The 23,352-nt window shown below is 71.2% G+C and carries 19 protein-coding genes; 2 read left to right on the forward strand and 17 right to left on the reverse strand.

Annotated features, from left to right (window positions below):
• Positions 1-25: 25 nt before the first annotated feature.
• The 5 genes from H030_RS0100405 to H030_RS0100430 all read right to left on the reverse strand — a co-directional run bounded on the left by H030_RS0100405 (position 26) and on the right by H030_RS0100430 (position 4,706).
• Positions 26-367 (reverse strand): multicopper oxidase domain-containing protein, encoded by a 342-nt coding sequence (locus tag H030_RS0100405; protein WP_027004647.1) that lies wholly within the window; start codon positions 365-367, stop codon positions 26-28.
• The gene (locus H030_RS0100410) at positions 368-1,717 is read right to left on the reverse strand and encodes a DUF1501 domain-containing protein (protein WP_027004648.1); all 1,350 of its coding nucleotides are present in this window, start codon (positions 1,715-1,717) and stop codon (positions 368-370) included.
• A 15-nt stretch (positions 1,718-1,732) separates the two neighbouring features.
• Entirely contained in the window at positions 1,733-3,052 is a 1,320-nt protein-coding gene (locus tag H030_RS35965) for a DUF1800 domain-containing protein (protein WP_081690399.1), read from the reverse strand.
• A gap of 42 nt (positions 3,053-3,094) precedes the next feature.
• Positions 3,095-3,955, reverse strand: coding sequence for a hypothetical protein (locus H030_RS0100420; RefSeq protein WP_051221361.1), 861 nt, complete (start codon positions 3,953-3,955; stop codon positions 3,095-3,097).
• Positions 3,956-4,220: 265 nt separating this feature from the next.
• Complete coding sequence (locus tag H030_RS0100430) at positions 4,221-4,706, reverse strand: hypothetical protein (RefSeq protein ID WP_027004650.1); 486 nt, start codon at positions 4,704-4,706, stop codon at positions 4,221-4,223.
• A gap of 295 nt (positions 4,707-5,001) precedes the next feature.
• Here H030_RS0100430 and H030_RS35970 point away from each other — a divergent pair, with 295 nt between their 5' ends.
• Complete coding sequence (locus H030_RS35970; RefSeq protein WP_051221363.1) at positions 5,002-5,703, forward strand: hypothetical protein; 702 nt, start codon at positions 5,002-5,004, stop codon at positions 5,701-5,703.
• On the opposite strand, the gene H030_RS0100440 is transcribed toward H030_RS35970, so the two are convergent.
• From H030_RS0100440 to H030_RS28190, 11 genes are all read right to left on the reverse strand, one after another.
• Positions 5,662-7,566 carry a SpoIIE family protein phosphatase gene (locus H030_RS0100440; RefSeq protein WP_027004651.1) on the reverse strand — a complete coding sequence of 635 codons (1,905 nt, stop codon included), beginning with the start codon at positions 7,564-7,566 and terminating at the stop codon, positions 5,662-5,664. The two genes, H030_RS35970 and H030_RS0100440, sit on opposite strands and share 42 nt — an antisense overlap.
• 2 nt (positions 7,567-7,568) lie before the next feature.
• A complete protein-coding gene (locus H030_RS28175; protein WP_081690400.1) occupies positions 7,569-12,923 on the reverse strand; it encodes a HAMP domain-containing protein in 5,355 nt (1,784 codons plus the stop codon).
• A 129-nt stretch (positions 12,924-13,052) separates the two neighbouring features.
• Positions 13,053-13,436, reverse strand: a complete 384-nt coding sequence (locus H030_RS0100450; RefSeq protein ID WP_027004652.1) for a hypothetical protein — start codon at positions 13,434-13,436, stop codon at positions 13,053-13,055.
• A gap of 43 nt (positions 13,437-13,479) precedes the next feature.
• Positions 13,480-14,439 (reverse strand): FAD-dependent oxidoreductase, encoded by a 960-nt coding sequence (locus tag H030_RS0100455; RefSeq protein WP_027004653.1) that lies wholly within the window; start codon positions 14,437-14,439, stop codon positions 13,480-13,482.
• Positions 14,440-14,454: 15 nt separating this feature from the next.
• Positions 14,455-15,609: an ABC transporter ATP-binding protein gene (locus H030_RS0100460; protein ID WP_027004654.1), complete on the reverse strand. Its 1,155-nt coding sequence runs from the start codon at positions 15,607-15,609 to the stop codon at positions 14,455-14,457.
• Positions 15,610-15,619: 10 nt separating this feature from the next.
• Entirely contained in the window at positions 15,620-17,014 is a 1,395-nt protein-coding gene (locus H030_RS0100465) for a GH1 family beta-glucosidase (RefSeq protein WP_027004655.1), read from the reverse strand.
• On the reverse strand, positions 17,011-17,853 hold the full coding sequence (locus tag H030_RS0100470; RefSeq protein WP_027004656.1) for a carbohydrate ABC transporter permease: 843 nt from the start codon (positions 17,851-17,853) through the stop codon (positions 17,011-17,013). The genes H030_RS0100465 and H030_RS0100470 overlap by 4 nt, the downstream gene beginning before the upstream one ends.
• A complete protein-coding gene (locus tag H030_RS28180) occupies positions 17,853-18,842 on the reverse strand; it encodes a carbohydrate ABC transporter permease (RefSeq protein ID WP_051221365.1) in 990 nt (329 codons plus the stop codon). The genes H030_RS0100470 and H030_RS28180 overlap by 1 nt, the downstream gene beginning before the upstream one ends.
• 70 nt (positions 18,843-18,912) lie before the next feature.
• Entirely contained in the window at positions 18,913-20,298 is a 1,386-nt protein-coding gene (locus H030_RS28185; protein WP_051221367.1) for an extracellular solute-binding protein, read from the reverse strand.
• 110 nt (positions 20,299-20,408) lie between these two features.
• On the reverse strand, positions 20,409-21,443 hold the full coding sequence (locus tag H030_RS0100485) for a LacI family DNA-binding transcriptional regulator (protein WP_051221369.1): 1,035 nt from the start codon (positions 21,441-21,443) through the stop codon (positions 20,409-20,411).
• A 114-nt stretch (positions 21,444-21,557) separates the two neighbouring features.
• The gene (locus H030_RS28190; RefSeq protein ID WP_051221370.1) at positions 21,558-22,439 is read right to left on the reverse strand and encodes a LysR family transcriptional regulator; all 882 of its coding nucleotides are present in this window, start codon (positions 22,437-22,439) and stop codon (positions 21,558-21,560) included.
• Positions 22,440-22,513: 74 nt separating this feature from the next.
• Here H030_RS28190 and H030_RS0100495 point away from each other — a divergent pair, with 74 nt between their 5' ends.
• Positions 22,514-22,825, forward strand: coding sequence for a hypothetical protein (locus tag H030_RS0100495; RefSeq protein WP_155891748.1), 312 nt, complete (start codon positions 22,514-22,516; stop codon positions 22,823-22,825).
• 7 nt (positions 22,826-22,832) lie between these two features.
• Here H030_RS0100495 and H030_RS0100500 read toward each other — a convergent pair whose 3' ends face one another.
• Positions 22,833-23,276, reverse strand: coding sequence for a hypothetical protein (locus tag H030_RS0100500; RefSeq protein WP_027004659.1), 444 nt, complete (start codon positions 23,274-23,276; stop codon positions 22,833-22,835).
• Positions 23,277-23,352 lie beyond the last annotated feature (76 nt).

Genomic DNA, 23,352 nt, shown 5'->3' on the forward strand with positions numbered 1-23,352 from the left:
CGGCGCGCCTCAATCACACGATCGTTCAGTTGCCGTTCGAAGGCGTACGCCGGTCGGAGACGATCAGCGTCGCCCTCATGCCCAGGCGCTCGTGGTCGGCGACCGTGCAGACGAGCAGGTAGCGCCCCGGCGTGCGCAGGTTCAGGCGCAGCGTGGCGGTGCTCCCGGGCTTGACGATCGTGGCCAGCCCGCCGACCCGCTTCCCGGCGCGCTTGACCACGAGGTCGTGCACGTCCTCGCCCAGGTTGCGGACGTTGAGCTTGAGACGGCCGGGCCTGACGCGCGGGCGGTAGATGGCGATCGCGTACTCGCGCTCGCCGACGCCGACCGGCGTGGCGGCCGGGACCGCTGCGGCCTCGGCGAACATCTAGGCGCGCACCAGCCGGACCTGGCCGAACTGCCCGGCGCCGGGGATGACCTCGGCGGGGTCGGTGCCCAGGTGCTGGGCCAGCAGCGAGGCGTAGACGCGGCGGAAGTCGACGGTCACCTTGAGGTTCTTCTCCGGGTCCAGATCGGTCAGCGACGGGTACTCGGTGAGGATCCCGCCGAGCGCGCGCGGGCCCTGGACCCAGGCGACGCCGCCGGCGCCGTGGTCGGTCCCGAGCGACTTGTTGGCCTCGGGGCGGCGGCCGAACTCCGACCACACGAAGGTCAGGACGCGGTCGGCGATCCCGCGTTGCTCGAGGTCGGCCTGGAAGGTGGCGAGCGCCTCGCCGACCGCACCGAGGTCGCGCGTGAGCGTGGCGGCCTGGCCCTGGTGGGTGTCGAACTCGCCGTCGGCGTCGACGGTCGCGACGCGGATCCCGAGCGGCTGGGCGAGCAGGCCGGCGAGCGTCTTGAGGCGGTCGGCGGTGTCGTTGTCCTCGGGGTAGGCGACGGGGCCCGCGAGCGGGTCGGGCGACCTGGAGTCCCTGCGCCGGAACGGCGCGAGCTGCTCGGAGACCTTGTGGGCCAGGCGCGCCGCGCGGGCCGCCGACTGCGGGCCGGCGTGGTGGGGCTGCGTGTCGGCGATCGCCGCGTAGGCCTGGACGGCGGCGTCGCCCCACTCGCCCCAGACCGACCACATCGACAACTGCGCGTCGGCGGCGTTGGAGATCGAGGCGACCGGCGCGTTGACGGACTTCAGCGTCGGCGAGAGGCCGTAGCCGGCGCTCAGGCCCTGCAGCGGGTTGTCGCGCGAGCCGTGGCGGTCCAGCCAGCGGCCGAGCCAGCCGGACACCGACTGCTGGGAGACCATGCCGGTCTCCCAGAACGCGCGCGAGGCGAAGTGCGACAGGTTGGGGTTCGCGTAGTCGATCCCGGGCAGGAAGCCGATCTGCCCGCGGTCGTAGAGGCCCTTGATGCCGTTGTTGGGGCCCTTGGTCAGCGCGGGGTGCAGCGCGAGGCCGTTGCCGAGGAGAGCCGGCTCCGCGGGCGTCACCGCGCCGCGGAGGTCGTGGAGCGGGCCCTCCTGGTTGAGCGGCAGGAGCGTGTCGAGGAGGTCGAGGCCGCCGGGGAGGAAGACGGAGACGAGCACGGGCGCGTCGGGTGCCGCGGCGGCTTCGGCGCCGGCCGCGTCCAGGAGATGCTGGGTCGGCAGCAGCGAGGACGCGTAGACCGTGACGCCCGCACCGATGCCCCACTTGAGCATCTGGCGGCGCGTGAGCACGTCGCGGCGCGCGGCCTCGCTGGCGCGGTGGAAGTCCTGGCAGGCGGCGTGGGCTCGGGTCCGAGGCATAGGGGTTGCTCGTTGTTAATGCAGTTGTGCGTCGGGGGCGGAGAGCAGCAGGTGGCGCATCGCGCGCTGGGTCATGTCGGCGGCGGTCTGCTTCTCCCACTTCTGGCCGGCCATCCTCCTGTAGCCCTTGGCCAGGGAGAGGAGCGCCTTCTTGGTGCGGTCGCTCGCCCACGGGTGGCCGAGCGCGGCGAGCGCGCGGTCGAGCTGCTCGTGGGGCGAGAGGCCGAGCGGTGTGTCCTTGTCCTTCACGGTCAGGCCGGGCTGGGAGAGCGCGACGTTGGCGGCGGTGAAGCGCACGCGCATGCCGTTGGAGGACATCCAGGCCGGGCCCCAGTCCCAGCCGGCGACCGAGGGCGGGGAGAAGAGCGTCTGGCCCATCGAGGAGGTGACCCAGACCCAGTCGTCGGTCTTCACGCCGAGGCGGGTGGCGCGGAGCATGCCGGCGACCTGGACGACGGGGGCCTTGACGAGCGTGGGCTGCCGCAGGTTGGCGTACAACAACGAGTTGTCGAGGATCTCATGCATCAAGGGCTTCAACTTGTGCCCGCTGTTGATGTACACGTGTTGCAGGCGCACGCGCGTCGTCTTCGGCAGCGGCTCGTCGATGTAGAACGCCCACAGCCTGCGGACCAGGAACTCGGCGTGCGCGTGGTGCTGGACGCAGAGGCGCAGGACGTCGTGCGGGCCCCAGTGGCCGCGGTGGCCGAAGATCCTCTTGGAGCCGGTGTCGTGGTTCTTCGGCTCGAACTTGGTGTTCATGAGGACGCCGCCGACCTCCTTGCCGCGCACGTAGCCGGTGAGCGCGCGGGCGGCCTCCCTGACGTCGGACTCCGTGTAGCCGTTGCCCTCGCCGAGCGTGAAGAGCTCCATCAGCTCGCGGGCGAAGTTCTCGTTCGGGTCGCCCTTGTAGGAGCCGACCAGGTTGAGGAACAACCCCATCGCGGGGTCCTGCATGACGTCGGACAGGAGCCCGGGGAACGAGCCGAGCGCGTGGCGGCGGAACAGCGCGTTCTGGCGCAGCATCAGCGGCGTGTCGACGTCGCGGGTGGCGAAGTGGTCGTGCCAGAAGAGCGTCATCTTCTCCTCCAGCGGGCGCGTGGTCCGGACCATGCGGTCCATCCACCAGAGGACGTCGTGGCCGTACTCGTTGGCCGGGTCGAGCCTCATCGGCCTGGGCCCATGCTCCAGCGGCGCCCTGTGGCCGTTGGGCGAGAGCAGCCATGCGAGCGTGGCCGCACGCCCCGCGTGCGACCACTTCCGCGCCTCGTGCTCGAGCGCGCCGAACCCGGCGCGCCACAACACGCGGCGCACGTGTGCCTCGTTCCAGCCTCCCACTCGAGTTCACCGTAGCTCGCACCGGATCGAGGTGCGGGGCTCCTACCGGGTGACTGCCCCGGTTTGCACAGCTTCGAACGCCGAACCCGGCACCTGTCCGAGCGCGTGCAGGTCGTCGTCGTCCCAGCGGCGGTCCGGCGCGCCGGTGATGTACCAGGGCGAGCCGTTGTCGGCCACGATCAACCCATAGCGCTTGAGCGCCTTCAGGATGACCAGCGCCTGGCCGTGGAAGGGCCTCGTTTCGAAGCCCGCCTTCAGCCGCAGGCGCAGGCCCATCGGCGGCAGGTCCGGGTCGGTGTCGGAGGAGGCGAAGTGCCGCGCGGGCAAGATGTAGCCCTTCTGCGTCCGCGGGACCGTGACCCGCAGCGCGTGCGTGATCGTCCGCCTGCCGACGACCTCGTCGGCGCGCGCGAGCCCCGGGAAGATCGGCAGCCCCGCCGCGTCGGCCGACGTCCACCCCTTCGGCCGCAGCCTGTTCGAGCGCAGGTCGAACACCGCGCCGTTGCTCGCGCTCCACCCCCGCGCCGTGCGCGCGGCGCCGTACAGCTCGAACAGCCTGCACGTCCCGCGCTGCACGACGATCACGTGCCGGTCCGACCCACCCTCGACCCTCGCGCCCAGCGGCACCGGATACGGCCCCCTGTCGGACTCGTCGGGGTAGTCGGTGAACCTGATCGAGACCCGCCTCTGCGCCGTCGGGACGACCGCGAACGGGATCCCGTAGGTCCTCGACGCGAAGTCCGGATGCAGCCTCGCAGCCAACCCGATGCTCTTCACGTACGCCGCCGAATGCGCAGCAACCGGGAGCTTCGAGACATCCTCGTTCCACGGGTTGCTCGCCGGGAACACCGGACAGCCCGCCAGCGTGGTCGTGGCGGCGGCGACAGCCAACACAGGCAGCATGCATGCACGATATCCGGCGTGAGCGCGGCGCAACCGGCGCCGCGCCTCAAAGCCACTGACGACGTAACGACGAGCCTCACGTCCGTCATCGCCGTCAAGGTCCTTGCGCACAGCGCCACCGAGTAAGTCGGTGACGAGCTGAGCGCCGGCGCGGGCCGACTCGTCGCGTAGTGGGTGAAGTGGATCGGAACGTTCTTCTGGACCTCCTCCACGACCTCGACGGGCGCGCCCCGCAACGTAGAGTGGCGGGGCGCGGCCGGCGTCGTCAGGAGACGCTGAGCGTGAACAGCGGCGAAACCGCGTAAATAATTGATGGCCCGGCAGGTGTCGAGACCGTCACGCTGGTGTCGTTCGGCAGCGTCGTGCAGGTGCTGCCCGTCGCGGCGAGCGACTGGCCCGTGTTCGGCACCGTCACCGTGCCGAGGTTGTCGAATTGCATCGGCACGCTTCCGGCGATCCGCACCCTGCATGTCGGGCTCGCCGAGAGGGACACGGTGCAGTCGAGCCCTGCCTGGCCCGCCGTGATCCCGGACACGGTGATCCCAAGGACAACCCAGTTCTCCGACGTGGTGCAGCCGATGTTCACGCTCAGGCCTCCGGTGACCGTGCACGAACCGGAAGCCGGGAACGTCCACGCCACGTTCGAACTGACGAGCAGCGGCGCCTGCCCGGTCGCGCTGATCAGCGTCGCCCTCAGCTGGCTCGACGTGCAGTTGTACGACTTGCCTGTCGTATTGGACGTGAACCTCACAGCAGAGGACACGGAGCTGATCGCACTCGGGCTCGGACTCACCACCGCTGTGAGCCTGGCCGAAGCGGACGCTGGCAGAGCAACCGCGCACGCGCAGCAAGCGAGCAGTGCGAGGAACGACGAGATGCGACGACGAAACATCAGACTCCTCCTTCTTAGCATAGAACTGCGAGTTATTGAACATAGAGCGATACTCACTCATGCGCCACAGCCGATTGGCAGTGGCGCTGAACGTCCGTTGGCATCGCCGAGCCTCGCCAGTGATAATCCGGATGTGCGCCGGGTTGCCGTAGCCGTGCTGTTCGCCTGCCTGCTCGCGGGCTGTGGTGGCGTGAGGCAGGACGCGGGGACCGTGCAGGCGTGGAAGGTCGAGGATCCGTACCTGCCGCCGCCGGATCCGGCGTCGTACGGGAAGGCGGATGCGCCCGCGATCGCGAGCAGGCCCAGGACCGCGACCGAGACCGAGACGACGGCGGCGTCAGAGGACGCGCCGGCCAGGGGCGCGCCCAGCGATGCCGAGGTGACGGCGGACCTGGAGCAGGCCTACGGCGGCAAGGGCGGGACGGACCTGGACCAGGCCGCGATCGGCGGCGACGGGCTGGCCGTGATCCCGGACACGGCGCCACGCAAGTTGGTGGCCTTGATGCACGCGGCCAACGACGTCGCGCGCAAGCCCTACGTGTACGGCGGCGGGCACGGCCGCAACGCGGGCGAGATCTGGGCCGACTCGGCCTACGACTGCTCGGGCTCGGTCTCCTACGCGCTGGCGGCGGCGGGCTACCTGAAGGGCCCCGAGACGAGCGGCACGTTGATGTCCTTCGGCAAGTCCGGCCCCGGCAGGTGGGTGACGATCTACGCCAACGCCGGCCACGCGTTCATGGTCGTCGCGGGCCTGCGCTTCGACACCTCCGGCCGTCAGATCACCGGGACGCGCTGGCAGGACGCGAGGGCCCGCTCATACGCGGGCTTCACCGTCCGCCACCCGATCGGGCTCTGAGGCCCTGCGCTCGTAGGGCGCCGGGTCGCGCAGCGCGCGGCGCAACCGCACGGTCGAGCCGTGCGGTGCCAGCTCCAGCGTGACCTCGTCGGCGAGCGCGCGCATGAGCTCGATGCCGCGGCCGCGGTCCGGATCGGAGGGTGCGCGGTCGCGCGAGCCGGCGTCGCGGATCGTGATGGCGACCTCGCCGTGGGGGTTGACCTCGAGCTCGACGTCGATCGTCGTGCGGGCGAAGTTGGTGCCGTGCTCGAGCGCGTTCTGCCAGGCCTCGTTGGCGGCCATGACGAGGTCGTGGACCTCGTCGCCCTCCGCCCCGGCCTCGCGCAGCCAGCGGGCGGTGAGGCGCCGCAGCGAGACGAGCGCGTCCTCGTCGGGCGAGAGCTTCAGGCGCGCGAGCGGGCCCAGGGCCGGCTCGGCGCGCACCGCGACGAGCGTGACGTCGTCGTCGGCCGCCGCCGCGTCGGTCGCCCTCAGCGCGGCGGCCACCAGGGCCGCGGGATCGCCGCCGCCGGCGCAGGCGTCGCGCAGGCGCGCCAGGCCCGCGTCGAGCCGCTCGCCGCGGCGCTCGACCAGCCCGTCGGTGTACAACAACGCGGTCATCCCCGGCGACAGCGTCGCCACGCGCTCCTCGTAGCGCCACGTGTCCATCACGCCCAGCGGCGGGCCGGCGCCCTCGAAGATCCGGGTCGTCCCGTCCTCTTCGACGACAAGCGGCGGCGGGTGCCCGGCGTTGACGAACCGCAGCGTCCCCGAGTCGATCTCCAGGATCGCGAACAACATGGTGGTCATGAGGTCGGCGCCCAGCGCGGCGTGGTAGCCGTTCATCCGCTCGACCAGCCCGACCGTCCCATGGCCCTCCAGCGCATAGGCGCGCGCGACGCTGCGCAGCTCACCCATCCGCGCGGCCGCGTCCACGCCGTGCCCCGCGACATCTCCTACAACAAGTCCCAGCCGCCCGCCCGGCAGCGCGATCGCGTCGTACCAGTCGCCGCCGACCCGCGTGCCGCCCGCGCCCGGCGCGATGTGCGCCGCCATCGTCACGCCGACGATGTTCGGCAGCCGCTCCGGCAGCAGCGCGCGCTGCAGCGTCGCCGCGATCCGCCGGTCGCGCTCGTCGGTCACCTGGATCAGCAGCTGCTGCGGGACCCCGTGGACGTCGCGAACGGCGGTCACCGACACGCCCACCGGCACCGGCTGCCCATCGACCCCTACAACATGCGCCGTCCACGGCTCGCCGCCGTCGCCGTGCGTGCCCGCCGCCGCCAGCCGCTCGCCCAGCTCCGGGCGGTCGCGCTCGAGCAGCACCTCGCCGATCGGCGCCCGCGCCAGCACGCTCGTCGGCCGCCCGGTCAGGGCCTCCAGCGCCGGGTTGACCTCCAGCGCCAGCCCCTCCAGATCGCACAGCGCCATCCCTGACGGCGACGCCGCGAACGCGTTGCGCACCAGCTCGTCGGAGCGCGCGAGCTGCCGCCGGTGGCGGTCCAGATCGGCGAAGACCTTCACCTTGGACCGCAGCACCAACGGGTCGAACGGCTTCAGCAGGAAGTCGACCGCGCCCGCCTCGTAGCCCGCGAACACCTCCGACACGTCGCTCTCCGCAGCGGTCAGGAAGATGATCGGGACGTCCCTCGACCGCTCCCGCCCCTTGATCAGCTCCGCCGTCTCGAGCCCGTCGATGCCGGGCATCTGGACGTCGAGCAGGATCACCGCGAAGTCCTCGACCAGGACCTCGCGCAGCGCCTGCTCGCCGGAATCGGCCTCGACGACGTCGACCCGCAACGGCTCCAGGACCGCCTGGAGGGCGATCCGGTTCTCGCGCCGGTCGTCGACCAGCAGGATCTTGGGGGGATCGACTTCGACCATCGCTACCGATGCAACCACACTCTCATCAGCGACAACAACTGCTCGACGTCGACCGGCTTGGTCACGTAGTCGCTGGCGCCCGCGCTGATCGACTTGTCGCGGTCGCCCTTCATCGCCTTCGCGGTCAGCTGGATGATCGGCAGCGCGTCGAACCGCGGCATCGCCCGGATCGCCCGCGCGGTCTCGTAGCCGTCCATCTCGGGCATCATCACGTCCAACAGCACCAGGTCGGTGTCGGGCTGCTCGCGCAGCCGCTCGATCCCCTCGCGCCCGTTCTCGGCGAACGCCACCCTCATGCCGCGGGTCTCCAGCGCGCTCGCCAGCGCGAACACGTTGCGGATGTCGTCGTCCACGATCAGGACGCGCTTGCCGTGGAAGACCTGGTCGGCCGTCCGCAGCTTGGCCAGCAGCTTGCGCGTCGGCTGCGGCAGCTGCGTCTCCAGCCGGTGCAGGAACAGCGCGGTCTCGTCGATCAGCCGGTCCGGCGACGCGGCGGTCGCGACGACCAGGTGCGACGCCGCCGCCTCCAGCGCCACGCGCTCCTCGGCCGCCAGCGGCGCCGGGACGTGCAGGACCAGCGGCAGCTCGCGCATCGCCCTGTCGCATTCCAGAGCGATCAGGACGTCAAGCGGCCACTTCGACCCCGGCTGGATCACCAGCACCGCGCAGTCCGCGCCGTCGGAGCGCAGCTGGCCGACCGCGCCTTCCGGCGCCAGCAGCAGCACGTCCACGTCGTCGCCCGCGCCGAGCAGCTCCAGCGTGTCCGCGTCGAGCCCGTCGCCCTCCTGGACCACCGCGAGCCGCTTGACCGACCGCGCCGACATCCGCTCCAGCGCGTGCAGCGCCGCCAGCGCGGCGTGCCCGCCGCCCTCGCCCTCGGCGCCCGCCTCGTCCACGTAGGCCGCCGCGCCCGCGCGCAGCGCGCTCAGCCGGCCGCCCGCCGGGCCGGCGACCACGACCGGGCGGTGGCGCGTCTCCGGATGCGACTTGAGCTGCGCGAGCAGCCGCTCGCCGCGCCCGTCGCCCGCGAAGACCAGCACCGCGTCGGGCCGGTACTCGCGCGCCAGCGCCAGCCCCAGCGGCGTGCGCCGCGCGACCAGCCCCTTCAGGCCGTGCTCGCGCGCGACCGCCAGCGCGCCCTGCGCGTGGCCCGCGTCGTGCGCGATGACCAACAACACGCGGTCGCCGGGCGCGATCGTCCCGCGGTCGTCCTCGACGCCGTCGTAGGGCAGCATCGCCGCGGTCTCGGTGGGCGCCTCGGCCGGCGCGGCCAGCGGCGGCTCCAGCGACAGGCCCGACACCTCGAGACCCTCACCGGTGCGGTGCGCCAGCGGCAGCACCAGCGCGAACGTCGAGCCGCTGCCGACCTCCGACGCCACCCGGATCTCCCCGCCCAGCAGGCGCGAGATCTCGCGGGAGATCGACAGCCCCAGCCCGGTCCCGCCGTACTTGCGCGACGTCGTGCCGTCGGCCTGCTGGAAGGACTCGAAGATCGACGCGAGCTTGTCCTGCGGGATGCCGACGCCCGTGTCGTCGACCCGGAACGAGATCTGCTCGTCGGCGTCGCGCGCGATCGACAGCGACACCTCGCCGGTGTGCGTGAACTTGAACGCGTTGGAGAGCAGGTTGCGCAGCACCTGCTGCAGCCGCTGCTCGTCGGTCACGATCGACCCCGGCAGCTGGTCGTCCAACTTGATGTTGAACGTCAGCCCCTTCTCCTTGGCCATCGGCCGGAACGAGCGCTCGACGTCCTCGCAGACGTCGGCCAGCGCGACCGGGCCGAGGTCCAGCTCCATCTTGCCCGCCTCGACCTTGGACAGGTCCAGGATGTCGTTGATGAGCGCCAGCAGGTCGTTGCCCGCCGAGTGGATGGTGGTGGCGAACTCGACCTGCTGGGGCTTGAGGTTCCCGTCGCCGTTGTCGGCCAGCAGGCGCGACAGGATCAGCAGCGAGTTCAGCGGCGTGCGCAGCTCGTGCGACATGTTGGCCAGGAACTCGGACTTGTACTTGGAGGACAGCGCGAGCTGCGTCGCCTTCTCCTCCAGGCCCGCGCGCGCCGACTCGATCTCGGCGTTCTTGGCCTGCAGCTCGCGGGCCAGCGACTGCGACTGCGCGAGCAGCTGCTCGGTGCGCATGTTCGCCCGGATCGTCGAGAGCACGACGCCGATCGTCTCGGTGATCTGCTCCAGGAACGCGCGGTTGATCTCGCTGATCTGCTGCAGCGACGCCAGCTCGATCACGCCGAGCACCTGGTCCTCGAAGATCACCGGCAACACGATGATGTTGCGCGGCGGCGCCTCCCCGAGGCCGGAGGAGACCTTGATGTAGTCCTCGGGGACGTCCTCGATGATGATCGGCTTGCCCTCGACCGCGGCCTGCCCGACCAGCCCCTGGCCGAGCGAGAAGCGCTCCGGCGCAGCGGCGTCCGGCGTGTAGCCGTAGGCCGCGACGAGCCGCATCTCGGACCGCTGCTCGTCGCCCTCGACGAGGAAGAACGCGCCGTGCTGCGAGGTCACCAGCGGCGTCAGCTCGCTCAGGATCAGCCGCGTGACCTGGGTCAGGTCGCCCTGGCCCTGGAGCATGCCGCCCATCCGCGCGAGGTTGGTCTTCAGCCAGTCCTGCTCGACGTTGATCTGCGTCGTCTCGCGCAGGTTGGCGATCATCTGGTTGATGTTGTCCTTCAGCTCGGCGACCTCGCCGCGCGCGTCCACGGTGATCGACCGCGTCAGGTCGCCCTGGGTCACCGCGGTCGAGACCTCGGCGATCGCGCGCAGCTGCGTCGTCAGCGTGGACGCGAGCTGGTTGACGTTCTCGGTCAGGTCGCGCCAGCGGCCGCGAACGCCCTCGACCTCCGCCTGACCGCCGAGCGAGCCGTCGGTGCCGACCTCGCGCGCCACGCGCGTGACCTCGTCGGCGAACGAGCCGAGCTGGTCGACCATCGTGTTGATGGTGTCCTTGAGCTCCAGGATCTCGCCGCGCGCGTCGACCGTGATCTTCTGCGACAGGTCGCCGTTGGCCACCGCCGTCGTCACCTGCGCGATGTTGCGGACCTGGCCGGTCAGGTTGTCGGCCATCGAGTTCACCGACTCGGTCAGCGACCGCCACGTGCCCGACACGCCCTCGACCTGAGCCTGACCGCCGAGCTTGCCCTCGGTGCCGACCTCGCGCGCCACGCGCGTCACCTCGGCCGCGAACGAACGCAGCTGGTCGACCATCGCGTTGACGGTCTCGGCCAGCGCCGCGACCTCGCCCTTGGCCTCGACCGTGATCTTCTTGGACAGGTCGCCGTTGCCCACCGCTGTGGTGACCTGCGCGATCCCGCGCACCTGCTCCGTGAGGTTCGCCGCCATCGAGTTCACCGACTCGGTCAGCGACCGCCACGTGCCCGAGACGTCCTCGACCTCCGCGCGGCCGCCGAGGCGGCCGTCGGTGCCGACCTCGCGCGCCACGCGCGTCACCTCGGAGGCGAACGAGCGCAGCTGGTCGACCATCGTGTTGATGGTGTCCTTGAGCTCCAGGATCTCGCCGCGCGCGTCGACCGTGATCTTCTTGGACAGGTCGCCCTGGGCCACCGCCGTCGTCACCTGCGCGATGTTGCGCACCTGGTGGGTCAGGTTGTCGGCCATGAAGTTGACGTTCTCGGTCAGGTCGCGCCACGTGCCGCTGACGCCCTTGACCTCGGCCTGGCCGCCGAGCTTGCCCTCGGTGCCGACCTCGCGCGCCACGCGCGTGACCTCGTCGGCGAACGACGACAGCTGGTCGACCATCGTGTTCACGGTCCGCTTCAGCTCGAGCACCTCGCCCTTGACGTCCACGGTGACCTCTTGGGTCAGGTCGCCCTTGGCGACCGCGGTCGTCACGCGCGCGATGTCGCGCACCTGGTCGGTGAGGTTGCGCGCCATGACGTTCACCGAGTCGGTGAGGTCCTTCCACGTCCCCGCGACGCCCGGCACGACCGCCTGACCGCCGAGCCGGCCCTCGGTGCCGACCTCGCGCGCCACGCGCGTGACCTCGTCGGCGAACGAGCGCAGCTGGTCCACCATCGTGTTGATGGTGTCCTTCAGGAGCAGGATCTCCCCGCGCGCGTCGACCTCGATCTTCTGCGACAGGTCGCCCTGCGCCACCGCGGTCGTCACGAGCGCGATGTTGCGGACCTGACCGGTGAGGTTCTCCGCCATCGAGTTCACCGACTCGGTGAGGTCCTTCCAGGTCCCGGACACACCCGGCACCTCGGCCTGGCCGCCGAGCTTCCCCTCGGTGCCGACCTCGCGCGCCACGCGCGTGACCTGCTCGGCGAAGACCGACAGCGTGTCGGTCATCGCGTTGATCGTGTCGGCGAGCGCCGCGACCTCGCCCTTGGCGTCGACCGTGATCTTCTGGGTCAGGTCGCCCTTGGCGACCGCGCCCGCGACCTGGGCGATGCCGCGCACCTGGTCGGTCAGGTTGCGCGCCATGAAGTTGACGTTCTCGGTCAGGTCGCGCCACGTGCCGGAGACGCCGCGCACCTCGGCCTGACCACCGAGCTTGCCGTCGGTGCCGACCTCGCGCGCCACGCGCGTGACCTCGTCGGCGAACGAGCCGAGCTGGTCGACCATCGTGTTGATGGTGTCCTTGAGCTCCAGGATCTCGCCGCGCGCGTCCACGGTGATCTTCTGCGACAGGTCGCCCTGGGCGACCGCGGTGGTGACCTGGGCGATGTTGCGAACCTGGCCGGTCAGGTTGTCGGCCATCGAGTTCACCGACTCGGTCAGGTCGGCCCACGTGCCGGAGACGCCCGGGACCTCGGCCTGGCCGCCGAGCTTGCCGTCGGTGCCGACCTCGCGCGCGACGCGCGTCACCTCGTCGGCGAACGACGAGAGCTGGTCGACCATCGCGTTCACGGTCGTGCCGATGCGGGCGAACTCGCCCTTGACCGGCTGGCCGTCGATCTCCATCGCCATCGACTGCGAGAGGTCGCCCTCGGCGACCGCCACGATCACGCGCGCGACCTCGGTGGTCGGGCGCACGAGGTCGTCGATCAGGCCGTTGACGGTGTCGATGCGGTCGCGGTAGTCGCCCCTGATGTCGGGCTCGAGCCGCGCGCGCTCGGTCATCTTGCCCTCGCGCCCGATCTGGCGGGCGACGCGCTTGAACTCCGCGGTCTGGCCCTGCGAGTGCTCGGCCAGGCGGTTGAACGCGCCCTCGAGCTCGCCGACCAGGCCCCTGCGCCTGGCGGGCAACCGCTTGGAGAAGTCGCCGTCGGCCGCTGCGCTGAGCGCGTCGAGCAGCTTCCGCAGCGCTGCGGGGTCGAGCTCGCCCTGCTCGTCGTCGCCCTTCTTCCGCGAGCGCCCTTCGTCGGCAGCCAGGGTCCCGGCCATCGATCCTCCTTGGGGTGGTGTCGGCCGAGCGCCCCACACAGCGCACGGCCAGAGGCCGCTACCCAGTATGGAGGAGCGTCAAACGACCCGCTGGACCGATGTCCGTCCCCGCGGTGCTGCTACCTACATCTACCGACGCTGCTCCAGCTCGTCGAGACGGCGCTGCGCTTCCTCGGCGCGCTCGTCGTGACGCTCGGCCGCGGTCTGGGACCGCTGGAAGCGGGCCTCGGCGGTGTCGGCGGCCTCGGCGTGAGCGGCGGCCTCGCGCTCGTGGCGGCGGGCTTCCTCCTCGTGCTGCTCGGCGGCGGCGCGGTGCTCGTGAGCCTCCTCCGCGACGCTGCCGGCGCGCGAGACGATCGCGTCGCGCTCCTGCTGGTGGCCGGACAGCTCCCCGGCGATCACCTGGCGCTCGCGCTCGACGCGGGCACGCTCGGCGGCGCGGCGGCGGGAGAGGATCCCGGCACCGATCGCCACGATGACGAGCGCGACGATGATGACGATGATGGCGACCATGGACGGGTTGGTACCCAGATCGGGCCGCCGCGCCACCTCGTCGCTACGTCAGCAGCATGGCCACCTCCGCCGCGCAGCCCCAGGACAGCGTCACGCCGGCGCCGCCGTGGCCGTAGCAGTGGACGATCGTCCGGTCGTTGGTGTGGTCGATCTCGCGCTCCAGCCGGACCGCGGCGCGCCCGGGCCGCAGGCCGACGCCGCGCGACAGGATCGGCGCGTCGCGCAGCCGCGGCTCGAGCGCGATCGCGCGCGCGAGGATCGACCGCTCGGTCGCCGGGTCCGGCGTGGTGTCCTCGGCGTGGCGGTCGGCGGTCCCGCCGAGGACGACGTCGCGTCCGCGCGGGATGATGTAGGTGTCGCCGCCGGGGTTGTCGTCGTCGAGGATCCAGCGGTCGATCCCGGGGTTGGCGACGCGGACGATCTGGCCGCGGATCGCGTAGGGCTCCGGGTCGCCGGGCAGCTCGCGCGCGCCGAGGCCCGTGGCGACGACGACGCGCGGCGCGTCCAGCTCGTCCAGCGACGCGACCCGGCGATCCAGCACCACCTCGGCACCCGCGGCCCGGACCTGGTCGAGCAACCACCCCAAGTAGGTCGGCATCTCGACGACCGGCAGCTCGCAGAACGTCGCCCGGCCGATGGCGGGGTCGGGCGGCAGCTCGTCGGGCGTGGCCTCGCGGTGGCCCGGGACCTCGTCGGCCCAGGCGAGGTCCGGCTGCGGGTCGCGGTGGCACATCACGCCGCCGCGCAGCACGACGCCGGTCGCCGGATCGTCGGCGAGCCGGACCAGCTCGCGCAGCGTCGCGCCGCTCCAGGCCAGGACGCGCTCGGCGGGCGCCGCCTCGTACGGGAACCAGATCGCCGCGGCGACCGCCGACGTCGTGGCGTCCGGCGCGCGGTCGCTGATCACACGCACCCGCGCGCCCGCGCGCGCGAGGGCCAGCGCGCACGTCAGCCCGATCACGCCGGCCCCTACGACTTCAACATCAACATCCGTGCCCGCCATGGGGCGGACCTTACGTCAGCGGATCGCCCGCTCGGTCTCCGGGTCGAAGAAGTGCAGCCGCTCGACGTCGATCACGACCCGGACCCTCTCGCCCGCCCGCACCGGCGCGCCCGGCGGCAGCCGCAGCGTCATCCGCGACAGCGTCTCCGGCACGGCGTCCTCGGCCAGCTCCTCCTGGTCGGCGGTCAGGACGACCGGCGCGTCGACGTCGGCGTGGACCAGCAGGTCCGAGCCGAGCGCCTCGGTCAGCGCGACGTCCAGCTCCAGCGTCCGCCCGGCCACCGGGCCGTTCGGCGACTGCGCCACCGACTCCGGCCGGATCCCGACGACCACGTCCCTGCCTTCGAACAGCCGCAGCGCGGGGCGCGCGGCCCAGACCGCGTCGGTCAGCGCCAGCCGCTGGTGGCCGATGACGACGTCGCCGCCGTCGATCCGCGCGCGCAGCAGGTTCATCGCGGGCGAGCCCATGAAGCCGGCGACGAACAGGTCGGCCGGCTCGTCGTAGAGCACCGCGGGCGGGCCGCACTGGGCCAGGCGCCCGTCGCGCATGACCGCGACGCGATCGCCCATCGTCATCGCCTCGGTCTGGTCGTGCGTGACGTAGACGGTCGTCGTGCCCAGCTCCTGGTGCAGCCGCGCGAGGTAGGCGCGCATCTCGACGCGCAGCTTGGCGTCGAGGTTGCTCAGCGGCTCGTCCATCAGGAACGCCGCCGGGTCGCGCACGATCGCGCGGCCGACCGCCACGCGCTGGCGCTGGCCGCCCGAGAGCGCCTTCGGCCGGCGCTCGAGCAGCCCGGTGATCCCGAGCTTTTCGGCCGCGACGTCGACCCGCCTGGCGATCTCGGCCTTCGCGACGCCCTGCATCTTCAGCGCGAAGCCCATGTTCTCGGCCACCGTCATGTGCGGGTACAACGCGTAGGACTGGAAGACCATCGCCAGGTCGCGGTCCTTGGGCTCGACGTCGTCGACGACACGGTCGCCGATCCGGATCGAGCCGCCCGTGTTCTCCTCCAGCCCGGCGAGCATCCGCAGGGCGGTGGACTTGCCCGACCCGGACGGGCCGACCAACACCATGAACTCGCCGTCGCGGATCGTGAGGTCGAGGTTGGCGACGGCGGTGGTGCCGTCCGGGAACGTCTTGGTGACGCCCGCGAAGTCGATGCTCGCCATCGGGTTCTCCTTAGTCCTTGCGTGCGCGGTCGATGTAGTCGCGGTAGAACAGCGCGCTCGCCTTCGGCGTGCGCGCCTGGCTGTCGAAGTCGACGTGGACGATCCCGAAGCGCTGGTCGTAGCCCTCTTCCCACTCGAAGTTGTCCAACAACGACCAGACGTGGTAGCGGCGGACGTCGGAGCCGTCGGCGATCGCCTGGCCGACCGCTTCGAGGTGGCCCGCGAGGTAGGCGAGGCGCTGCGGGTCGTCGAGGTGGCCGTCGACCACCGCGCCGTCGTCGAACGCCGAGCCGTTCTCGGTGATCATGATCGGCAGGTCCTGGTACTCGGTCCGGACGCGCGCGAGGACCTCGCGCAGGCCGGCGGGCTTGATCTCCCAGCCCATGCCGGTGACCGGGCCGACCGACGTCGCGTCGCGGACGCGCAGCGGCGCCTCGTCGCTGGGCTCGACGCGCATCGGGTTGTAGTAGTTGACCCCGAGGAAGTCGTTGGGCGCCGAGATGATGTCCATGTCGCCGTCCTGCGGCGCGTCGAACGCGGTGCCGGTCTCGCGCTCGTACTGCTGCACCATGTCCTCCGGGTACGCGCCCCGGAACACCGGGTCCAGGAACCAGCGGTTGACGTAGCCGTCGCGGATCCGCGCGGCTTCATGGTGTTCTTCGTCGTCGCGCGCCGGGACCACCGGGAACAGGTTCAGCGCGATGCCGACCTCCGCGCTGTCGGGCAGCGCGGCGCGCAGCGCCTGGGCCGCCAGCCCGTGGCTGAGCAGCAGGTGGTGGCTGACGCGCAGCGCGGTCGGCCAGTCGCGGATCCCGGGCGCCTTGGTCCCGTAGGCGTGGCCCAGGAACGCCGTGCACCACGGCTCGTTCTGCGTGATCCAGGACTCGACGACGCCGCCCAGCTCGGCCCCGACGATCCGTGCGTACTCGGCGAAGCGCAGCGCGGTGTCGCGCTGCGCCCAGCCGCCGGCGTTCTGCAGCGCCTGCGGGAGGTCCCAGTGGTAGAGGGTCGCGACCGGCTCGATGCCGCGCTCGCGCAGGCCCTCGGCCAAGCGCTTGTAGAAGTCCAGCCCGCGCTGGTTGACGGTCCCGTTGCCGGTCGGGAGGATCCGCGGCCACGCGATCGAGAAGCGGTAGGACTCGATCTGCAGCGAGGCCATCAGGTCGAGGTCCTGACGCCAGCGCCTGTAGTGGTCGCAGGCGACGTCGCCGGTGTCGCCGTTGAGCACCATCCCCGGCGTGTGCGCGAACCGGTCCCAGATCGACTCGCCGCGGCCGTCGGCCAGCGTCGAGCCCTCGATCTGGTAGGCCGCGGTCGCCGCGCCGAAGCGGAAGCCCGGCGGCGGCGTGAACGGCTGCGGCTCCGCGGCGGCGCGCGCCGCGGGGGTCGCGTCGGTGGCGCTCATCCCTTCACCGCCCCGGCCGTCAGGCCCTGGACGAGCCACCGCTGGGTGGCGAAGAAGGCGAGCATGACGGGGATCGTGGACACGACGCCGGCAGCCATGAGCTGTGCGTACTCCTCGCTGTAGTTCCCAATGAAGTTGTGGATCCCGACGGGGATCGTCTCGGCCCGGTTCGCCGTGAGCGCGGTGACGAACAGCAGCTCGTCCCACGCCAGCAGGAAGGCGTACACGAACGTCGCGGCCAGGCCGGGCGCGGCGCTCGGGAGCACGATCCGCCAGAACGCGCCGAAGCGCGTGCAGCCGTCGACCATCGCGGCCTCCTCCAGCTCCGGCGGGATCGCCAGGAAGAAGTAGCGCATGAACCAGATCGCGACGGGCGTGAAGAACGCCGTGTAGATGAGGATCATGCCCAGCTGCGTGTCGAACAGGTGGATCGGCGTGTTCTGCTTGAGCCAGATGAACCCGAGGAAGACGGGCAGCAGGAACATCGAGCCGGGGACGAGCTGCGTCCCGACGACGCCCGCGCTGAACGACTTCTGCCCGCGGAACGGCAGCCGCGCGAGCGCGTAGCCGGCCGACGCGGCGAAGGCCGTCGCCAGCACCGACGAGATGCCGCAGATGACGATCGAGTTCGTGAGGTACTTGCTGAAGTCGACCGTCGACCACATCTCGCTGAAGGCCTTGACGGTCGGGTGCAGCAGGTCGTACCTGCCGCTGGCCAGCTGCCCGCGGGTCTGGAGGCTGCTCGCGACCAGCCAGAAGATCGGCGCGAGCATGATGATCAAGATCCCGTAGGTGAGGGCGTTGAGCCCCCAGTTGGTCATGCGCCTGCTGCCGACCATCACGCCATCTCCAAGTCGCGGCGGAACGCCCGGAACCAGAACGCCACCCAGATCAACATCACGAACATCAACAAGGTGCTCGCCGCCGCGCCGAACCCGATCAGGTTGTTGGAGAACGACTGCCGGACGATCAAGGTCATGATCAAGTCGGCGTCGCTGCCCGGGTTGCTGCCGAGCATCACGTAGGGGATCGTGAACTGGTAGGCGGAGTAGATGACGCCGAACAGCAGCTGCACGGCGATCAGCGGTCGCAGCAGCGGGAACGTGATGTAGCGGAACCGGCGCCACGGGCCCGCGCCGTCGATTGCCGCAGCCTCGTGCAGCTCGCGCGGCATCGTCTCCAGCCCGGCGAGGAAGATCAGCATCGCCAGTGGGATCCCGCGCCAGATCGACGGCACGATGATCGCGAACAGCGAGTTGTGACCCAACAACCACGTCGGGCGGTCGTGGAACAGGTGGAGGTAGTCCACCAGGACCTTGTTGATGATCCCGGAGTCCGACTGCCACATGAAGCCCCACAACGTCGCGACGACGAAGCTCGGGACCACGTACGGCGCGAGCATCAGCGTCCGCACCAGCCGGCGACCCGGGAACGACCGCGCGAGGAGGAGCGCGATGCCCAGGCCGCCGGCCAGCGTCCCTGTCACGGTGGCTGCGGTGTAGATGAGGGTGTTGCGCGCCGCGTCGACGAACCCGGAGTGCAGCGGGTTGGCGTCGTCGAACAGGATCGCGTTGTAGTTGTGGAACCCGTTCCAGGGCGCACCGAAGAGCCTGGAGAAGGTGAAGGTGTTGATGTTCTTGAAGCTGAGCGCGAGGCCGCCGAGCGTCGGGATCAGGTGCACGAGCACCATGAAGACCAGCGCGGGGGCGATCAGCCAGTAGGCGAGGTTGCGGCCCCTGCGGCGGCTGCGGCGAGCGCTCGGGGGCGGCGGCGTGGCGGGCGCGTCGCCGGGCTCGCCGTGCACGATGGGTGGCGTCTGTGTGGTCATGCGTCGTCGGTGGAGGCGAAGGGCGCGAGGCATCGTGGCCGGAAGCCTCGCGCCCTTCTGGGGTGGATGGCTAGCCCGCGCTCTGCGCGAGCAGGCCGTCGGCCTCCTTGGCGGCCTTGTCGAGGCCGGACTGGATGTCCGCGTCGCTCAGCCCGCCCTTGCCGGCCGACTGGTCCAGGATCTGCCCGAACGCGTTCTTGTAGGCGTTCTCGACCTGGGCCCACTGCGCGATCGGCGCGTAGGACCGGCCCTGGTCCTTGATCGCCGCGTAGAACGCCTGGTGGTCCGGGTCGCTGGACCCGAGCTCCTCCTGCGGCTTGAGCCGCGCGGGGAACATGCCCATCAGGTTGGCGTAGTCGGTCTGGACCCTGTCCTGGGACAGGTACTTGATCAGCGCCCAGGCCGCGTCCTTGTGCCTGCTGGCCTTGAACACCATCAGGTTGGACCCACCGATGAAGGTGGAGCCCTTGCTGCCGTCGGTGCCGCCGGGCATCGGCGCCACCGCGACGTTCCTGCGCGCCGCGGACGACCAGGTGTCGTCCTCGGGGCGCTTGGCCGACTGCAGGACCCACGGGCCGCCGACGAACACCGCGAGGCGGCCGCCCTTGAACTCGTTCTCGACCTGCGTGCCGTCACGCTCGAGCATCGACTTGTCCCACAGGCCCCTGCCGACGAGGTCTGTGGCGAACTTGACGCCCTGGACCGCCTGCGGCGAGTTGATGGTGGACTTGGTCGCGTCGTCGTTGAGCTCCGCGCCGCCCGCGTCCCAGACCCACGGCATCATGTTGTGGACCAGGTCATAGGCCTTCTTGCCGGGGCCGCCGAACGGGGCGATCGACTCGCCGCCCAGCTTGGTGACGCTCTTGAGCTTCTCGAGCGTCGCCTCCAGCGCGGCCTCCGACGTGAACGCCGTCTTGGGGTCGACGCCCGCGGCCCTCAGCGCGTCCTTGCGGTAGTAGATCGTGCGGGCCTCGGTGAACCACGGGATCCCGAACGTGCCGTCCTGGCCCTGGATCGTCGAGGTCTTCCAGATGCCGGGCGCGTACGCCGACTGGCCGCCGATCTGGCTGACCTTGTCGCCCACGTTCTCGAACCCGCCGAGGGCGGCGAAGAACGGGACCTGCGTGGTGCCGGCCTGCGTGACGTCCGGGCCGGTGCCGGAGACCGCGGCGTCGCGGATCCGGTCCTGCTGGACGTCCCAGCCGACGAGCTGGACGTTGACCCTGATGCCCGTCTGCGCCTCGAACGGCTTGACGAGGCTCTGGGTGTCCTTCACCGGGCTCGGCCCGTTGTTCATGATCCACAACGTGACCGTCTGCCCCTTGAGGCTGGCGGCGTCCGTCGTCTTGGTGTCGCTCCTGCCGCCGTTGTCGCTGCTGCTGCCACATGCGGCAACGAAGAACGACAACATGGCCAGGGCGACCGCCGTCAAGGCGGTGATGCGGCTCTTTCGCATTCTGCTTCCCTCCTGCTCCCCAACGAGTGAACTTCTGCGGTTTACAAAAACGTTTACGACCCTGCGGTTTGTGACTGGCGCTGTGGCGTGACGGTCGTGGCAGCGGCTCCTTACCCGCCCAGCGGGGGCGTGGTGGTGCCGCGGACGACGAGCTCCACGGGCAGCGTGGTCGGCTCGGGCGCGGTCTCCCCCGCGCCGTCGCCTCGCTCGGTGCCGGCGAGCGCGAGGACCGCGCGAGCCGCTGCTGCCCCGAGGCCGGCCTTGTCCTGGCGGAGCGTCGTGAGCCCCGGCTGGAGGTGGGCGGCAAGCATGATGTCGTCGAAGCCGATGACGCTGAGGTCGCGCGGCGCGAGCAGGTCGCGCTCGGCGGCGGCGCGGATCGCACCGACGGCCATGAGGTCCGACGCCGCGACGATCGCGGTCGGCGGCTCCTCGAGGTCGAGCAGGCGCGCGGCCGCCGCGTGGCCGGAGTCGACGTAGAAGTCGCCCTGGACGACGTACTCGTCGCGGTAGGCGAGGCCGTGTTCCTGGAGGGCTTCCCGGTAGCCCTTGAGGCGGTCGAGGCCGGCGAGCGTCTCGGTCGGCCCGTGGATCGTCGCGATCCGCCGATGCCCAAGCGCCGCAAGGTGATCGACGGCCAGGCGGCCGCCGGCGGCGTTGTCGGACGAGACGTAGGAGGTGGCGCGGCCGCCGAGCAGCTGGACGTCGACGCCGATCGTCGGGATCGTCGACGCGGTGAGGCGCCGGACCTCCTCGTCGTGGTGGTCGACGCCCATCAGGATCACGCCGTCGACGTTGTGGTGGCGGCAGCGCTTGACGTAGTTGTGGCGGCCGTAGCCGTTGCCGGGCTGCTCGGTCGCGAACAGCAGCAGGTCGAAGCCCTGCTGGCCCGCGGTCTCCTGCACGCCGACGAGGACCTCGTGGAAGAACGGGTGCTGCAGGTCCGGGTGGCCCTCGCCGGTGTCGAGGAAGACGCCGACGACGTGGCTGCGCTGCGTGACGAGGGTCCGGGCCGACGCGCTCGGCGTGTAGTCGAGCTCCTCGGCGAGGCGTACGATCCGCTCACGGGTGTCCGGGCTCACGTCGGCGTAGCCGTTCAGCGCACGGCTGACGGTGCCGATCGAGACGCCGGACAGGCGTGCCAACTCGCGGATGGTTGTGCGCTCGGAACCCAAGTTCGATCTCTCCTCCTGTGCCGCTGTTCCGAAAACGTTTTCGGAAGCGGCTCGGGGATCCTAACCACAGCCGCGGGTGCGCTGTCAAGAGCGAATTGTGGTCGCCTGGATGACGTGGTCGCGGAACGCGGCGGCCGCGGGGGTGGGTCGCTCGTGGGCGCGCCAGAGGAGGCTGACGGGCACCCGGACCCTGGGGTGCAGGGGGCGGACGGCGAGCGTTGTTGGTGGTGTCGATGCCACCACCGCGCTGGGCATCAGCGTGACGCCGAGGCCGAGTGCGACGAGCTCCTGGAGCGTGCCGAGCTCGTTGGCTTCCGCGATGACCTGGGGTTGTTCTACAAGTCGCTCCAGCTCGGCGCGCAGGGCGCTGCCGGCGCCGTAGGCGACGAGGCGCTCGCCCTGCAGCGCGGCGTGGGGGATGCGCCTGCGCCGGGCGAGCGGGTGGTCGGGGGCGAGGATCAGGACCAGCTCCTCGTCGGTGAGCCGGCGGCCTTGGAGGGTGGGCGGCAAGGTGGTGGGGTCGATCAGCGCCATCACCAGGTCGAGGCGGCCCTTGCCCAGCTCGTCGATCAGCCGCGCGGCGACGTCCTCGCGGATCGTCAGGTCGACGCCCGGATGCTGCGCCGCGAACTCGGCGATCAGCTTGGCCGGGTGCAGGCCCGAGACCGGCGGGACGCCGCCGATCCGCAGCGAGCCGCGGACGAGGCCGCGCAGCGCGTCGAGGTCCTCGCGGATCGCGTCGGCCTCGGCCATCGCGCGGCGGGCGCGTTCCAGGACAACTTGCCCCGCCTCGGTCACCTCGACGCGGCGCGTCGTGCGTCTGAGCAGTTCCACCCCAAGTTCCCGTTCGAGCTTGGCGACCTGCTGCGAGAGCGCGGACTGCGCGACGTGGAGGTCGAGCGCGGCGGCGGTGAACGAGCGAGCGCTCGCGACCGCGTCGAGGTAGCGCAGCTGGCGGAGATCCATCTATCGCGAACGCTAATGGATCTCCGCTCAGATTCCCATTGCCCGATCGCCGTTCCCCACCGATGATGCCCTCCATGCCCCCTCTCCCCCTCCCCACCACCACCGCCATCACCCTCCGCGCTGCATTCCCGGACGACCTCAGCGCGATCCGCACCCTGGCCACCCTCGACTCCTCTCCCGCCCCGCCTGAGCCGTTGTTGTTGGCCTTCGAAGGCGCCACGCTGCGCGCAGCGCTGTCGCTCTCGACCGGCGCCTCGATCGCCGACCCCTTCGCACCGACGACCCGCCTCATCTCGCTCCTCCACCGCGCAGCCTCCCGCCGCACAGCCCCACCCCGCTGGTCCTCCCGCCCGCGCCTGGCGCGGCTCGCGCTACGCGCGGGCTAGACGAACTTCAGCGGCGCCGGCGCAGCGATCGACGCGCGTCAGAGTCCGATCGTCGCTGGTCACGCTCTACAGCCTTCTCGACGCGAAGGGCGCGCGCCGCGGTGCGGAGCGTCAGGAAGCGCTCGACGAGGTGATGCAACCCCCACCCGCCGTTCGCCACGGCGACGACCCCCAGAGAGCCGGCAGCGAGATTGATCTGATGCGTCCATTCGCCCTGGATCAGGCTCGCGCAGGCGATCACGATGAACAACAACAGGGCGAGGCTCAGCGCGTAGGCGACCGATCGGAAAGCCACCCGCTGGGCGCGCTCAGCGCCCCGCAGCTCGCTGACGGCGACGTCGTCGAACGCAGCGTCGATGGCCCGCCATCTCACGTCGCTCGCCGCGCGATCCTCCTCGATACCGCCGCGCAGGGCCCGGATGTCGTCGAGCAGATCGCCGTTGGTCGTCATCGTTGTCATCCCGTGTGCGCCCCGCCGTCCGAAGGGGGTGCGAGCGCATCGACGCGTTGCTCGACAAGCGTAGTGC

The organism is Conexibacter woesei Iso977N (assembly GCF_000424625.1).
Lineage (GTDB): Bacteria > Actinomycetota > Thermoleophilia > Solirubrobacterales > Solirubrobacteraceae > Baekduia > Baekduia woesei_A.

Bases quoted from the DNA above. Each gene is read 5' to 3' on its own strand.
- H030_RS0100405 (WP_027004647.1), bottom strand. From the start codon at position 367: ATGTTCGCCGAGGCCGCAGCGGTCCCGGCCGCCACGCCGGTCGGCGTC.
- H030_RS0100410 (WP_027004648.1), bottom strand. From the start codon at position 1,717: ATGCCTCGGACCCGAGCCCACGCCGCCTGCCAGGACTTCCACCGCGCC.
- H030_RS0100420 (WP_051221361.1), bottom strand. From the start codon at position 3,955: ATGCTGCCTGTGTTGGCTGTCGCCGCCGCCACGACCACGCTGGCGGGC.
- H030_RS0100440 (WP_027004651.1), bottom strand. From the start codon at position 7,566: ATGGTCGAAGTCGATCCCCCCAAGATCCTGCTGGTCGACGACCGGCGC.
- H030_RS28175 (WP_081690400.1), bottom strand. From the start codon at position 12,923: ATGGCCGGGACCCTGGCTGCCGACGAAGGGCGCTCGCGGAAGAAGGGC.
- H030_RS0100450 (WP_027004652.1), bottom strand. From the start codon at position 13,436: ATGGTCGCCATCATCGTCATCATCGTCGCGCTCGTCATCGTGGCGATC.
- H030_RS0100455 (WP_027004653.1), bottom strand. From the start codon at position 14,439: ATGGCGGGCACGGATGTTGATGTTGAAGTCGTAGGGGCCGGCGTGATC.
- H030_RS0100460 (WP_027004654.1), bottom strand. From the start codon at position 15,609: ATGGCGAGCATCGACTTCGCGGGCGTCACCAAGACGTTCCCGGACGGC.
- H030_RS0100465 (WP_027004655.1), bottom strand. From the start codon at position 17,014: ATGAGCGCCACCGACGCGACCCCCGCGGCGCGCGCCGCCGCGGAGCCG.
- H030_RS0100470 (WP_027004656.1), bottom strand. From the start codon at position 17,853: ATGGTCGGCAGCAGGCGCATGACCAACTGGGGGCTCAACGCCCTCACC.
- H030_RS28180 (WP_051221365.1), bottom strand. From the start codon at position 18,842: ATGACCACACAGACGCCACCCATCGTGCACGGCGAGCCCGGCGACGCG.
- H030_RS28185 (WP_051221367.1), bottom strand. From the start codon at position 20,298: ATGCGAAAGAGCCGCATCACCGCCTTGACGGCGGTCGCCCTGGCCATG.
- H030_RS28190 (WP_051221370.1), bottom strand. From the start codon at position 22,439: ATGGATCTCCGCCAGCTGCGCTACCTCGACGCGGTCGCGAGCGCTCGC.
- H030_RS0100495 (WP_155891748.1), top strand. From the start codon at position 22,514: ATGCCCCCTCTCCCCCTCCCCACCACCACCGCCATCACCCTCCGCGCT.
- H030_RS0100500 (WP_027004659.1), bottom strand. From the start codon at position 23,276: ATGACGACCAACGGCGATCTGCTCGACGACATCCGGGCCCTGCGCGGC.